This is a genomic window from Leptospirillum ferrooxidans C2-3 (assembly GCF_000284315.1).
Taxonomy (GTDB): domain Bacteria; phylum Nitrospirota; class Leptospirillia; order Leptospirillales; family Leptospirillaceae; genus Leptospirillum; species Leptospirillum ferrooxidans.
In genome coordinates this window covers 377,415-390,566 of sequence record NC_017094.1, presented here as the reverse complement: position 1 = coordinate 390,566, position 13,152 = coordinate 377,415, and the positions used below count along the sequence as shown (strand labels likewise).

Genomic DNA, 13,152 nt, shown 5'->3' with positions numbered 1-13,152 from the left:
GTTCACACACCTGCCTATAAAGCTCTGATGCGGGGGTCAACTCTCTCCACGATCCAGTCTCCCAAAAGGGTCATCAACGCCAGGAGAACCGTATAGACCATCGTTGTCCCCATGATCATAGGGTAATCCCGGTTCATGACCGACAACACGAAAACCCTTCCGAGCCCCGGGATCGCAAAGATCGATTCCACCACAAAAGATCCTGTCAAAAGAGAAGCCGCCAGGGGACCCAGAATCGACAGCAGACCGTTGAGGGATGGAGCCACCAGATGGCGTGCCAACAAAAAAACCCGGGCAATTCCATGCCCCCTTGCAGCCTGATAAAAGGGACTTTCCATCGTTTCTGAAAGACTTGTCGCAAAAACTCGGGCCAAATAGCCCGCTGGTGCAAGGCTGATGGAAAAGGAAGGCAGAATAAGAGATCTCCAGCCTTCCCAGAGGGCGGGTGGCAGGAGACCCATATAACTTGAAAAAACAGCGATTAGAACCGTTGCCAGCAAGAAGGAAGGAAGAGCAACAAGCGATGTCGCAAAAAACCGGATCGCCGTTGAGACTTTTTGACCTGAAAGCGCAATGGCAAGGCCTATGAGAATGGCAAGAACAAGAGACTCAACAAGGGCCACTCCCCCCAAAGTCAGCGAAACAGGAAGCGCCCTCGAAATGATATCGTTTACCGACAGACCCGGATTTTTAAAAGACATGCCGAAATTGCCTTCGATGGCATGCTTCAATCCTTCAAGGTACTGGACTCCAAGCGGACGATCGAGATGGTAATAGGCCAGAATGTTGGCCATGATCTCTGGAGGAAGCTTCCTGTCTCCGGCAAAAGGATTTCCGGGAGCAAATCGCGACAGGAAAAACGTCAGGGTAAAAACGGCCCACAATAGAAAGATCGCCCCCAAAAGCCTTCCCCTTAGCCTCTTCATGATGGGGATCTCCCAATTTTTTCTGCAATCCACTGGAAGGATAAAAGCGTAGCCACAATCGCCAGCGCCGGCCACAAAAGAACCCATGGGGTCATTGGAAGCGCCTTGAATCCCTCGTTCACCAGAGTCCCCCAGCTGGAGTGGGGAGGAGATATCCCCAACCCCAAAAAGCTGAGGGTTGACTCTCCTAAGATCCCACCCGGAATTCGAAACAGAAGAAGGACTCCCATCACCGGCAACAAATTTGGAATAAAGTGCTTCAGGATCATCCAGGAAGGTCTTGTTCCAACAGAACGGGAGGCTTCCATATAAAGCTGCTCCCTGATCCTGAGCGTCTCCCCACGAATCACCCTCGCAACCCCCATCCATCCACCAAAGGTCAATGCGACGACAACAGCCATTGCCCCATGTCCCAGAACAAGAAGGAGAATTGTTGCGATCAGGATTTCCGGAAGAGCAAACCAGACCTCAAGGATTCTCATCATCACCTGGTCCACAACACCACCCGTAGCTCCGGAAAGAACTCCCCACATGGTTCCGATAATCGTGGAAAGGAATCCGACCATCAGTCCGATCCCCAACGAAACCGTTGAACCTGAAAGAAGCCTTGAGAGATTGTCCCTCCCCAGAAAATCACATCCAAGTAGATGACCGGGCGTTCCAGGAGGACACAAAACCTCTTTTGCATTCTGTGTCTGGGGATTCAAAATCGTTTGGGAGAAATGCAGGAGGATAGGAACTGAGAGAAATGCAATGAGGAGCGAAATGATCCAGACCGGTCGAATCTTCCCTTTAACGATCCTCATGGGGACAATCTGTCAGGTAAACGTGATGACGGAAGAAGCAGAAAGGATCATTCGGGCAGCCTCCTCATCGGATACGGCATCTTTACCGGGAATCATTCCTCGCCCCTCAAGATCCACCCTTAAACGGTAGAGCTCCCCGCAGTCCGGCATAGAGTTTCGAACTCCCTCGCCTGCCAGCAAAACCGCATGTGGCTCTGAACTCGCCAGAAGTCTTTCACGGACATCACGGAACCCCTCTGGAGGGGGAAAAAGTGTCAGGAACAATAGACGGTTTCTATTCATGCGGCTCTCCCGGGGCTCCAGAATCCAAGAACCAGATCCGACCCCAAAATCAGATCCATTCCTTCTGCCCGCGAAATAACCGTTTCAGGACCCGATGCCGTCCAGTCCGGAAGGTACTCGGAGAGACTTTCTGCCTCGACAAGGATTCCCACTGACAGATCTCCCAATAGAGGCAACACCTCCAAAAGCTCTGGTGGCAAACCGATCAACTCGGGATGAACTTCCCGAAGAGCGAGAACCCCTCTTCCCCTCAGAAGGATCTTCATGCCACTGTGTGTGACGGAAAATCCCAAGGCCATCCTCATCGCCTCAAAATGTCTGAGGTGGGCAGTGGGAGACTCCTCTATGACAAAGAGGACCTTTTTGTTTAATGGTTCAACACTCATGCATTCCTCTCAGGAGACCTTGTGACCTAAAGGAAGGGAAGAAAAAGATCTGCTTCGGAAGACAATTGGCCCAAATGAACCTGTGTCTCAAAGGAAACCCCACGAGGCAAATTTTCCGCCAGGAGACCTCTTGGTTCCGCTGTACTCTGGCATACCAGAATTTCTCCTCCTGAAGACAGGACTGGAGCCAAAGGAAACGAGGCAGGATCCCTGTAGTTTCTTGGAAGAAGCCCAAGGACAGCATCATCCATGACAAAAAGGGTCAGTCTGGCTCCTGTCGAAAGAAACGCCAGAGCCATTCTGATGGCCAAAAAAAACTGGGTCATTTCCGGACTTTTGACAAGAAGCACGACTACATGTTTTTGACTTTCAGACACCGCCCTAGATTCCGGACTCAATGGCATGACAAAGCCCTACCATATTGGCCAACGTCTTTTGAAAAACAGCAGGATTGGTTTCCTGGACACCATCAAACTGCTTCGAGAAGAGAATCCGGCCATCCCAGACCAGCACCTGATTATACGGGGTCATTTCCCCCAATGCATTGACAACAGGTGGCATAGATAACACCCGCTGTGCTTCTTCCGCATTCGGTGACCGAACATCAAATGGAACGGGAATATCAAGCGCAGGACCAACTTCCGCCTGGAGCTTGACCAGATCTTCCGGTTTGGGCTTCCGAAAACCATCCTTCTGGAGGAGGACAAAATGGGCATCAGAAGCAATCCCGAGCTCCGAAACCAGATTCAAGACACTCACAGTATGATTTTCAGAAGTGTGAAAAAAAACACGGAGATCCCGCCCATCCACATGTCCCTCAAACCAAGGGTATGAGATGATGTTATCCCTCCCTGCCCGACCGTCGAGTTTTTTTGCCAACTCCTGAAAATCCGCAAATATTTTTTGCCGGTTCATGAAGCCATGAACAAAAAAAGCAAGTCCGACAACAGCTATCAAACCAAAAAACGTCAACGGAATATAATTAATCATGGATTGATCCTAGCATATTTGAGAATGAGGGAAAAAGGGATAAAAAAAGGGCTGGACCCAGCAAACTCCGGGAAGCCAGCCCTCTTTTTCAGAAAAGATCCTCTGGATCAGCTATTCCCCAAGTGAAGGATCATGCCTCCAACACCAACAATCCAGCCGCTACCTGGTCCCTGAAAAGAAATATTATAAAGATCCAGGCCGGTCCCTGAAGGAATCAGGCTCCAATGATTGCCACCATCGGTAGTTTTCAGAAGTATCCCCATAACACCGACAGCATAGCCTGTTTTATCATCCACAAAAGTGATCGCATGAAGGTCATTCAGCTCCCGTTCATCGCCTTCGATTCCTCGACCAAGAGGTCCAACACCCATCCCGTTCTGGATGGACCAGGAGATACCTCCATTTGAGGAAAACTCTATGATTCCATGCGTACCAACCGCCCAACCATGGGTTGCATCAGAGAAATAGACACCATAAAGATCTTTCCCAACCGGGTTTCGTTTCTTGCTCCAGGTCGCACCACCATCTGTTGTAACAAGAACAAGGCCATCCTGACCAACTGCCCATCCGTTTGAAGGATTGCTCTTCAGAAAGAAGATACTCATGATCCATTGGGCTGTATCTGTAGACACCTTTTTCCAGGTTGCCCCTCCATCGGTTGTGTGGAGAAGCGTCCCAGCAAAACCTCCCGCAAAGCCTTCTGTCGGATTCAGGAAGGTCACGGTATAGAGATCAAATCGAACACCGGAGTTCTGAGGGACCCAAGTTTTGCCACCATCGTCAGTCGTCAGGATTGTGCCCTGGTTCCCAACGATCCAGCCCTTGGTCGGGCTCACAAATGCTGCTGACTGAAGCCAGTGGGTTGTTCCGGAAACCTGAGCCGTCCATGTTTTCCCGGAATCGGATGTGTGAAGGATGGAACCGGAAGCTCCCGTTACCCAGCCTTCCGAAGGGCTGACAAAAGAAAGTCCATTAAAAGGAATACTGATATCAAGGGAGTCCCTGAATACCCATCCTCCGAATTTGGGATCATCCGAAGCGATGGCCTTGCTGACAGGGCTGACAAAAACTCCTACAGACAGAAGGAAAGCAGCAAACGTACCCAATACCATAGATGCCTTATTTGCGAAACCAGTCTTCCCAAGTTTCAATGCATTTTTACCATTAGATCCTGTCATCATACCTCCCCTGAAAACCCATCCCCATGAATTCTCCTTCTTTCCGCCTTTCATCAAAGACATTTGGCGAAAACAAAGACAACCCCATCACCTTAAGTTTTTTATAACCCGGGAAATATATCTTGTTGCCTCTCCATTGGAGAGCATTGCCCCCAAGCCGAGGCCATCATCGTAGTGAACACTCAGAAGATCCATGAAGCTGCGCGCAACCTGAGAAATTTGGCAGCCTCCCCGTCAAGGTTGATCATGGACGGGATCTTCCCTTAAATAGGGCATAAAATAATGACTTAGATCGCATATCGAATTGGGGGAAAATTCTACTGAACACATCCCTGATTGTCAAACAAGCAATAGAAAACAAATGGCGACAAGATCTAAGGTGATCCTAAAAAAGCCATCGGGAGGGACCTCCCGATGGCTTTCAGACAACTCCATACATTTCATTAAAAATAGTAACGGAAACCTGTATTGAAGTTCATCACAGATCCCAAAAATCCAAAACCGGTCGGATTGTTTGGGCCAGTTACAAAATCCACGCTGACCGGATTCCACTGTCCATAGATCGAAAGCCTTGGCATATCGGACAATGCGTGCTCAATACCCATGCCTGCAGAAAGATAGATGGAAGAATTGGCATCGCTACCGGAACCGAACGCTCCCATAAACTGAATATTGCCATAAAGAATCGTCCGGGACGTTTCAACCAGAGCAATCATTGGCTCAAGCTCAAGCGTTGTCAGAAAGTTTGTTCCCGGGCTGACAGAAGGGAATCCAAAACCGAGTCCACCATCCAACCCGAACGTCTTGTTGAACCAGTACCTTGCACCAACAAAACCGACACTCGTGCTATCCGTTGCCCCAGGGGTAATCTCCATCGGAGACCAGGACAAACCCACCCCTATTTTACCGATATCCGAAAAAGTGCCACCAGAGGAAGATCCTGACCCAGTGCTTGAGCTCTGGGAGGAGGTTGTCACTTCAGGAGAATCCTCGGAAGAAACACTGCTCGCAGCTTTTGCGTGAACCGGTTGAAAAAAGACAGCTGACAAGACGAACGAGGATAAGAAAACAACTTTCAGAAAAGAACGAACACTGTTTGACGCCATTCAATACTCCTCATAAAAACCATAAAAGTTAAGAACCAAAACACAACGTGAAAAATGTCCTTGACAAAACAAAACACCCATTGCCACTCAAGACACAGAGGTAATGCCGGATGCATTTTATCATATTTTAAAGTATTCTCCCCAAAAATCGGTGATACCCATCACAGGAACAATGTGATCTCACGAAATATCCTGATACACTCCACAGTTCAGGGCAGCGAAAGCACATCCTGAAGCTGGATCTTCCCGACATCCGGATAAACCCTGTCCGCATGGAAAAAAGATTGTGGCGAGTAGGTATGGCAAACGGCAAATGCTTTTAACCCCGCGCGCTTTGCTGCTTCCACGCCCTGGACAGAATCTTCAATCACCAGAACCTCGTCATGAGAAAGCCCTTCCAGGCAGTCCATCAAGGCCAAACGGGAGAAGCCTTTTACATACCCTTCGGGATCCGGCTTCCCTCTTTCCGTATCCTCAGCGCTGACAATAAATTGAAAACACTCCATCAAACCGTTTTGAGAAAGAGTCCCCTCAATTTCTGGGCGAAGGGCCCCCGAAACAATTCCCATGGGATAAATATGGGACAGATCCGTCACCAGGGATAAAACGCCGTTATACAGAGGGAGACCTGAAGAGAGTCTCTCCATATAAATTTTCGCTTTTTTTTCAATCAGTTCACAGAGTATCTGATCTTCAGGGGGCTTTCCAAAATGGCTGGACCAAAGGCCTGATAGAGCACCCCTGTCGTCCATCCCCAGAAACTCTTTCCAATACAAGTCCCTGTCGACAACAACTCCATAAGGAGAAAGGACTTCTACAAAAAGATCAAGATGCACCCGCTCATCATCAATAATGACCCCATTAAAATCAAACAGAACAGCCCTGATCATCTTTATTTTCCCCAGATTGATTCCTGAAAATCCTGATCAAAAATCGAGAATGTTTTCCGGCAAGATCGCTGGAAGACAGATCCCACATTTGTTATCCTCATCATTATCATCAATTTGCATCAGAAAGTCGTCAGTGCATTGCCGGCCAGACAGATGCCTAAAGGTTTTCAAGGAGCTTTCCCATGATCCTCCCTTATAAGGGTATTCTCCCCAAAATTGCTCCATCGGCATGGATTGCCGAATCAGCGCAGGTGATTGGGGACACAACAATCGGAAAAGATTCCTCCATCTGGTTCGGAGCGGTTGTCAGAGGGGACGTTCATCGAATCCGAATCGGGCAAAGAACCAACATTCAGGATCTATCCGTATGTCATGTCACAAGAAACAGATTTTCACTCACGATAGGGTCCAATGTCACCGTGGGCCATCGGGTCATTCTCCATGGGTGCACATTGGGCAACAGGATCCTTGTCGGCATGGGATCCATTATCATGGATGGAGCTGTTATCGGAGACGACACGATTATTGGAGCAGGCTCCCTGGTCACAGAAGGCACAATTATCCCGTCAGGGCATCTCGCCCTTGGCAGCCCGGCGAAAGTCAAGAGAACTCTGACAGATGAAGAAAAAGAGTGGATAAGACAATCGGCCCGCCACTACATCTCCTACAGCCAGAATTATAAAAACAGTCCTTACCCGATTTCAGCTAAATAACGATGACCATCCAGCCACCCATCAGGCTTCAACCACTCATGATCGTTATTGTGGCCGCACTGATTTCTGCGCTGATGGGTGCGTTTGCTTTTTGGGATAATATTCTTGTTCACAGGGGAGCAGTCCTTGCCCTTGAAAACGAAGGTCGCCTTGTCGCCCAGGAGTTTGCCTTCGGAGTGGAGATGCACCATGAAGCGGACAGGATTCTCCCGGCGGCAAACGGAGCGACCGGATCGAGAGCGACTGTCGATCGACGGGGACTGATCGCTCTCCAAAAAGAGATGAAAGCGGTCATGACCATCCGGCATAACGTCAAACGGGTCGATCTGCTCACAGAGGGAGAAGAATTTCCCAGAATCATCAGCTACCCCAATACGCCTTTGTCCCTCAAGGAAAGTCAGGCCCATACCGTTGTCATCTCCCATCACCTGAACTGGATCAGCGTCCGGGAACCTATCGGGACCCGATCCGGACTTTATGTCGTTGTCCCATTTCTCCACCACAACAAAAAGCTTGGAACCGTTGGGGTCCTTATTTCACTTTATGAAGCAGACATGCTTGCACAGAGGGAGCAAAACAGGACACTTCTCCTCCTTCTTTCAGGATTTTTGTTGCTGGCATTTCTTCTCTCGATTGTCGTCAAGAAACTGGTCCTGACCCCCCTCTACCAAGTCTCTCAAGCTATGGAGAGAGTTGGGGAAGGAGACCTCGACGTCCGCGTTGACCCTGTCGGAACATTTGAAATCAGGCAGTTCAGTGGAGGTTTCAACAAGATGCTTTCCATTCTTTCTGACCGGACGGAAGAAAACAGGAAGCTCCTTCAACGGGTTCAGGAATTCAATGACACGCTGACAAACAAGATCACTGAAGCCACGCATGAATTGATTCAGAAAAATGCCTCCCTAGAAGAAGCCGGACGAAACATGTTTTTTTTCCAGAGGAAACTTTCAGAACTGGAGAAAATGGCTGCCATCGGAGAAAGCCTCGCGATTGTCGCGCACGAGCTCGGGAATCCCCTTCATTCCATAAGCGGACATGTGGAGTTGTCTCTTGAAGAAGAAGGACTCCCTCCTTCGGTAGAAAAGCATCTGCATGTGATCCTTGGCCAGATCGACCGGATGATCAAAGCCATCAGGAAGCTTCTCAGCATGAGCCGAAGGGATCCCCCTCCGACCACGTCACTGAATCTGCCTTCCCTAATAGAAGATATTCTCTTTCTTGTCCAACCCAGAACCGAGTCGATGGGGATTACCATCACCTATCAGTTTCCACCGGAATGCCCTCTAGTCCAGTCTGACCGGGAAAGCCTTCAGGGGGTTTTTCTGAACTTTATTGAAAATGCTATAGATGCTTCCGGTCAGCATGGCACAATAGAAATCTCTGGCCATCAAAACGGCGATTATGTTGAGATCCATGTTCAGGACAGCGGGCCAGGAGTTCCTGAAGATCTGGTTGAGCGGATTTTTGAACCTTTTTTCACAACCAAATCTCATGGAACCGGACTTGGCCTTGCCATCAGCCGTAAAATCATCGATGATCTCGGAGGTAACCTTTCTCTGGGGACAGGACCGGGCGGACATTTTGTTGTAATGGTTCCTGTAGGCCGAAACAGGGGGCAAAACCCCTTGAACACCTTTTGATGATATGGTAGGTTTCAACTATGCCTCTTGACTCGGAAACTCTGCCAATGTCGGCGTCTCAGAAAAACCGAAAAAAAATTCTGGTCGTTGAAGACGATGTGGTTGCGCTTGACCTTTTGGAAGAAATTCTGAAAAAAGGGGGCTTTGCAGTATCCGTTTCCCAATCTGCCGAAGAAGCCATCGCTCATCTTGACAGGGAGGAAGCCTCCCTGATCCTCACAGATCTTCGCATGCCAGGAAGAAGCGGGATGGACCTTCTCAGGTCGATCAAGAAAGACCATCCGGATCTTCCCGTGATCATACTGACCGCATTCGGTGACGAACACCTCTGGGTCGAGGCCCTTTCTCTCGGAGCCATTGACCTCATTCCAAAGCCATTCAAAAAACAGGAGATCATAGAGGTCGTTCAGCGAACACTTGACGCCATTGGACGCTCACCAAGCGGCCATCTGAAGCAGTCCCCCCCCGGAAATACGGACTGACCATCATTCGAAGGAGAACGCCGAAAATGATCCAATCTTCACAAATAGAAACCCCCAAGAAACTGACACGGACCTCCCTTATATCACTAGGCCTTTCCTTATCGCTCATTCTCTCCATGACACCGCAGCCAGCAAGGGCTAGTGATGGAACTCCTTCCGCTCCGATATCAAAGGAGGAAGTTGCTCCGGGTCTCGCACTTCAGAATGTGTTTGTGACGGTTTCAAAAGCGGTCATTCCGTCAGTCGTCAACATTTCGACAACATCCGTCGTAACGGCAAAACCGCAGAATCCATTCATGAACGACCCCTTTTTCAGGCAGTTTTTCGGCAATCAGGCTCCCGGAGGAGCTCCGCAGAAACATGTTGAGAGAAGCCTGGGGTCGGGCTTCATCATCTCCAAGGATGGCTACATCGTTACAAACTATCATGTGGTCAAACATGCCACTAAGGTCACCGTTGTCCTCTCTGACAAGTCAAGCTACCGGGCCACCATTATCGGAAAAGACCCCATGACTGATGTTGCGGTGATCCGGATCCACCCGAAACATGACCTCCCGATCGTTTCCTGGGGCGATTCGAAAAAGGTCAGCGTCGGGACCATTGTCCTTGCCATGGGATCACCTTTTGGTCTGACACAATCCATCACCATGGGAATTGTATCCGCACTGAAAAGAAGCAATATCGGAATTGAACAGTACGAAAATTTTATCCAGACAGATGCTGCCATCAATCCTGGAAACTCCGGTGGTCCTCTTGTCAATCTCTTCGGACAGGTCATCGGGATGAATACCGCCATCTACACAACAAATGGCGGCTATGAAGGGATTGGTTTTGCCATTCCGGCCGAAATGGTACGGCAAGTCGTCAACGACCTCAGAACGAAGGGACGAGTCGTTCGTGGTTGGCTTGGCGTATCGATCCAGAACATATCACCGGTAATCGAGCGTCAATTTCATCTTTCCAGCAAAAAGGGTGTTCTTGTCAGCGACATTCTTCCGGATGGTCCCGCAAGTCATGCAGGCTTCAAGCGGGGTGACGTGATCATCGCACTTGACGACCATGAAATTCAGGATGCCAACGATCTTCGGTTCAGGGTGTCGCGCATTGCACCTGGAACAAATGTCCGGATTACAGTCATCAGAAATGGTGACAAGAGAAATATTCCTGTCATGATCGGAGAGCTTCCGGCAAATATCGCAATGGCCGGAAATCACGTTGAGAAGCCATCCTCTCCAAAACTTAACAATGTCCTGAAGGGACTCGTCATTACTGATATCACCGCAGAGATGCGCCAGCAACTGAATCTTCCCGCTCATCTTGAAGGGGTTATTGTCGAGGGGGTGGCCTCTGGTTCTGTTGCCGAAAGCGCCGGTCTCAGAAGAGGGGATATCATTGTCGAAGTGAACAGGCACAGTGTGCACTCGGTCAGCGAATATATTCGCATTGCTAAGAAAATCAAAAAGGACCAGGATGCGGTCCTGTCCGTCCTGCGGGATGGCCGATATTCTTATGTCCCCCTCTCTCCCTAAAACAGGAAGCCTGCCCGTGGGGGGACCGAATCTCCCCACGGTTCAAAGGGGCTCTTCCTTTACCGTACTGGGTGTTGATCCCGGACTTGCCGCAACAGGCTATGCGGTTCTATCCGGAACATCTCTCGAGACAGTTCGCATATTGGCCCAAGGAACGATCAGGACATCTCCGAAAACACCCGTCGAGGGAAGGATCGGCGAGATTTATGACCGGCTTGAACAAATCGCAAAGACCCACCGGCCCAATGCCGTGATCATTGAAGATCATTTCAACAGGAAAAATGCACCTAACGCCGGTTTGATGCTGGGACCGGTCATCGGTGTCGTTGCTCTTCTGTCGAACAAACTGCACCTCGCTTTTACGACCATATCTCCAAGAGAGCTCAAGCACAGGATCACGGGTTATGGTGGCGCCTCCAAAGAGGCCGTCCAGGAGTCCCTTGCCATATGGCTTGGCCCGAGACTTCATCTTTCAAGCACTCATGAAGGCGATGCCATGGGATTGGCTTTTCTCGGTTTCAGCAGGTTATTGCCCCCATGATTTCAAGATTGTTCGGAACAATCATCTCCTGGGAAGAAGATGCCATTACCCTTCGCGCGGGAGCTGTCGGGTATCGGGTCCACCTATCGCCCTACTCGATGAGTGTCCTGTCGGGAACCGATTCAGAATCTTCCGAGTTAAGCCTGTATACCCAGTTCTTCTGGAGCGAACATCAGGATTCTCCAACCCTTGTTGGGTTTCCCACAAAAGAAGAACAGGACCTTTTTCTTCTTCTCAGAAAGGTTCAGGGACTTGGCCCCATGACCGCACTGCGAATTCTTTCCCTTCCTGTCGAGGAGATGCTTTCCATGATCTCGCAGGGAGATGTCTCCCGATTGAAAACACTCAAGGGAGTCGGAGACAAAACCGCTAAAAAAATCATTTCCGAGCTGAAGGAAGAAGTCCAGCCCATATCAACACCCCTGATTCCGGCCGAACCCACCGGGAAGAACAAAACAGCTTCGCTGACAGATATTTCATCCCTGGTCAGGGAGACATTGGTCCAACAATTCGGACACACTCCGATCGAAGCATCAAGACTTGTCGCCGCAGCTCTCAAGAAGAACCCCGACATTCGTACCATTGAAGAGCTTTTCTCGGAGGTTTACAGAATTGGATCTGACTGATCCCACACCATTTCCTGAAGAGGAAATCGAAGAGAACATTGCAGAAGAGAACAGGGAATCGAATCAGCTTCGTCCCCGCTCTTTCGAAGACTATGTCGGTCAGGAAGATGTCACCAGAAGCCTGCACATTGCCATTGAAGCCGCCATCATCCGGGGAGAGGCCCTGGATCATATTCTGTTCCATGGCCCACCAGGGCTCGGGAAAACAACGCTTTCCAGCCTGATTGCAAAGGCCATGGGCGTCCCCTTTCAGGGAACAACAGGACCTGCCCTTGAAAAAGGGGGGGACCTGGTGGGAATCTTGACTAGAATGGCCCCGGGAACGGTTCTGTTTATTGATGAAATCCACAGACTTCCACGCCCTGTTGAAGAGATTTTATACACAGCGATGGAGGACTTTGCCATCGATGTCGTCTTTGACAAAGGATCGGCAGCCAGAACATTCCGCCATCGGCTTCAGACCTTTACCCTTGTTGGCGCCACCACAAGAGCGGGTCTCCTCTCCGCTCCCCTTAGAGACCGATTCGGAATACAAAGGGATATGGACTTTTACACTCCCGCGGAACTTGCCCGGATTCTGGAACGGTCTGCAAAGATTCTGGAGATCATGATGACCCCTGATGCGGCAAATGAAATTGGGCAACGTTCACGGGGGACCCCAAGGATAGCCAACAGGCTTTTAAAAAGAGTCAGGGACTTTGCTCAGGTAAGGGGGAACGGGGTTATCACAGTCTCACTGGCAAAAGAGGCCCTTCAAATGGAGGGAATAGACACAAGAGGCCTGAACCGGGTGGACAGGAAGTTTCTTGAAACAATCCGGTCCGTCTACGAAGGCGGCCCAGTGGGAATTGAAGCCATCGCGGCAACTCTTCAAATGGATCCCGAAACCCTGATCGATGTCGTGGAGCCTTACCTTTTGAAGGAAGGATTCCTCGCCAGGACTCCTTCCGGTAGAAAGCTGACTCCTTCAGGGTGGGAGGCCAGTGAAGGCTCCTAGCCAAACAGCGAGTGGACCCTTGAATCCGCACCCGATCAATGAAACACTAAGGGGATTCAA

At 49.8% G+C, this 13,152-nt stretch carries 16 protein-coding genes; 7 read left to right on the top strand and 9 right to left on the bottom strand.

The window, feature by feature from the left end; translation table 11 throughout:
• Positions 1–14: 14 nt before the first annotated feature.
• The 9 genes from LFE_RS02020 to LFE_RS01980 form a co-directional block, all read right to left on the bottom strand.
• Complete coding sequence (locus LFE_RS02020) at positions 15–926, bottom strand: ABC transporter permease (protein WP_014448613.1); 912 nt, start codon at positions 924–926, stop codon at positions 15–17.
• Entirely contained in the window at positions 923–1,732 is an 810-nt protein-coding gene (locus LFE_RS02015) for an ABC transporter permease (RefSeq protein WP_014448612.1), read from the bottom strand. The genes LFE_RS02020 and LFE_RS02015 overlap by 4 nt, the downstream gene beginning before the upstream one ends.
• 12 nt (positions 1,733–1,744) lie before the next feature.
• Positions 1,745–2,014 (bottom strand): hypothetical protein, encoded by a 270-nt coding sequence (locus tag LFE_RS02010; protein ID WP_014448611.1) that lies wholly within the window; start codon positions 2,012–2,014, stop codon positions 1,745–1,747.
• Complete coding sequence (locus LFE_RS02005) at positions 2,011–2,400, bottom strand: hypothetical protein (protein ID WP_014448610.1); 390 nt, start codon at positions 2,398–2,400, stop codon at positions 2,011–2,013. The genes LFE_RS02010 and LFE_RS02005 overlap by 4 nt, the downstream gene beginning before the upstream one ends.
• A 26-nt stretch (positions 2,401–2,426) precedes the next feature.
• Complete coding sequence (locus LFE_RS02000) at positions 2,427–2,777, bottom strand: DsrE family protein (protein ID WP_148272513.1); 351 nt, start codon at positions 2,775–2,777, stop codon at positions 2,427–2,429.
• 4 nt (positions 2,778–2,781) lie between these two features.
• Positions 2,782–3,390, bottom strand: coding sequence for a hypothetical protein (locus LFE_RS01995; protein WP_014448608.1), 609 nt, complete (start codon positions 3,388–3,390; stop codon positions 2,782–2,784).
• 107 nt (positions 3,391–3,497) lie between these two features.
• A complete protein-coding gene (locus LFE_RS01990) occupies positions 3,498–4,568 on the bottom strand; it encodes a WD40/YVTN/BNR-like repeat-containing protein (RefSeq protein WP_050989543.1) in 1,071 nt (356 codons plus the stop codon).
• A gap of 443 nt (positions 4,569–5,011) precedes the next feature.
• Positions 5,012–5,674, bottom strand: a complete 663-nt coding sequence (locus LFE_RS01985) for a hypothetical protein (RefSeq protein ID WP_014448606.1) — start codon at positions 5,672–5,674, stop codon at positions 5,012–5,014.
• A gap of 209 nt (positions 5,675–5,883) precedes the next feature.
• Positions 5,884–6,564 carry an HAD family hydrolase gene (locus LFE_RS01980; RefSeq protein WP_014448605.1) on the bottom strand — a complete coding sequence of 227 codons (681 nt, stop codon included), beginning with the start codon at positions 6,562–6,564 and terminating at the stop codon, positions 5,884–5,886.
• A 182-nt stretch (positions 6,565–6,746) separates the two neighbouring features.
• Here LFE_RS01980 and LFE_RS01975 point away from each other — a divergent pair, with 182 nt between their 5' ends.
• The 7 genes from LFE_RS01975 to ruvB are packed head-to-tail and all read left to right on the top strand — an operon-like array spanning position 6,747 to position 13,092.
• Positions 6,747–7,277, top strand: coding sequence for a gamma carbonic anhydrase family protein (locus LFE_RS01975; protein ID WP_014448604.1), 531 nt, complete (start codon positions 6,747–6,749; stop codon positions 7,275–7,277).
• Positions 7,278–7,279: 2 nt separating this feature from the next.
• Positions 7,280–8,917 carry a HAMP domain-containing sensor histidine kinase gene (locus LFE_RS01970; protein ID WP_014448603.1) on the top strand — a complete coding sequence of 546 codons (1,638 nt, stop codon included), beginning with the start codon at positions 7,280–7,282 and terminating at the stop codon, positions 8,915–8,917.
• Positions 8,918–8,964: 47 nt separating this feature from the next.
• Positions 8,965–9,399, top strand: a complete 435-nt coding sequence (locus LFE_RS01965; protein ID WP_232502549.1) for a response regulator — start codon at positions 8,965–8,967, stop codon at positions 9,397–9,399.
• A 26-nt stretch (positions 9,400–9,425) separates the two neighbouring features.
• The gene (locus tag LFE_RS01960) at positions 9,426–10,928 is read left to right on the top strand and encodes a DegQ family serine endoprotease (protein ID WP_014448601.1); all 1,503 of its coding nucleotides are present in this window, start codon (positions 9,426–9,428) and stop codon (positions 10,926–10,928) included.
• A 16-nt stretch (positions 10,929–10,944) separates the two neighbouring features.
• Positions 10,945–11,469: a crossover junction endodeoxyribonuclease RuvC gene (locus tag LFE_RS01955; protein ID WP_014448600.1), complete on the top strand. Its 525-nt coding sequence runs from the start codon at positions 10,945–10,947 to the stop codon at positions 11,467–11,469.
• A complete protein-coding gene (gene ruvA, locus LFE_RS01950; protein WP_014448599.1) occupies positions 11,466–12,095 on the top strand; it encodes a Holliday junction branch migration protein RuvA in 630 nt (209 codons plus the stop codon). Before LFE_RS01955 ends, ruvA begins: the two co-directional genes overlap by 4 nt.
• Complete coding sequence (gene ruvB / locus LFE_RS01945; RefSeq protein WP_014448598.1) at positions 12,082–13,092, top strand: Holliday junction branch migration DNA helicase RuvB; 1,011 nt, start codon at positions 12,082–12,084, stop codon at positions 13,090–13,092. Before ruvA ends, ruvB begins: the two co-directional genes overlap by 14 nt.
• Positions 13,093–13,152 lie beyond the last annotated feature (60 nt).

Bases quoted from the DNA above. Each gene is read 5' to 3' on its own strand.
- LFE_RS01970 (WP_014448603.1), top strand. From the start codon at position 7,280: ATGACCATCCAGCCACCCATCAGGCTTCAACCACTCATGATCGTTATT.
- LFE_RS02015 (WP_014448612.1), bottom strand. From the start codon at position 1,732: ATGAGGATCGTTAAAGGGAAGATTCGACCGGTCTGGATCATTTCGCTC.
- LFE_RS01985 (WP_014448606.1), bottom strand. From the start codon at position 5,674: ATGGCGTCAAACAGTGTTCGTTCTTTTCTGAAAGTTGTTTTCTTATCC.
- LFE_RS02010 (WP_014448611.1), bottom strand. From the start codon at position 2,014: ATGAATAGAAACCGTCTATTGTTCCTGACACTTTTTCCCCCTCCAGAG.
- LFE_RS01995 (WP_014448608.1), bottom strand. From the start codon at position 3,390: ATGATTAATTATATTCCGTTGACGTTTTTTGGTTTGATAGCTGTTGTC.
- LFE_RS01965 (WP_232502549.1), top strand. From the start codon at position 8,965: ATGTCGGCGTCTCAGAAAAACCGAAAAAAAATTCTGGTCGTTGAAGAC.
- LFE_RS02020 (WP_014448613.1), bottom strand. From the start codon at position 926: ATGAAGAGGCTAAGGGGAAGGCTTTTGGGGGCGATCTTTCTATTGTGG.
- LFE_RS01990 (WP_050989543.1), bottom strand. From the start codon at position 4,568: ATGACAGGATCTAATGGTAAAAATGCATTGAAACTTGGGAAGACTGGT.
- LFE_RS01960 (WP_014448601.1), top strand. From the start codon at position 9,426: ATGATCCAATCTTCACAAATAGAAACCCCCAAGAAACTGACACGGACC.
- LFE_RS02005 (WP_014448610.1), bottom strand. From the start codon at position 2,400: ATGAGTGTTGAACCATTAAACAAAAAGGTCCTCTTTGTCATAGAGGAG.
- LFE_RS01980 (WP_014448605.1), bottom strand. From the start codon at position 6,564: ATGATCAGGGCTGTTCTGTTTGATTTTAATGGGGTCATTATTGATGAT.
- ruvA (WP_014448599.1), top strand. From the start codon at position 11,466: ATGATTTCAAGATTGTTCGGAACAATCATCTCCTGGGAAGAAGATGCC.
- LFE_RS01975 (WP_014448604.1), top strand. From the start codon at position 6,747: ATGATCCTCCCTTATAAGGGTATTCTCCCCAAAATTGCTCCATCGGCA.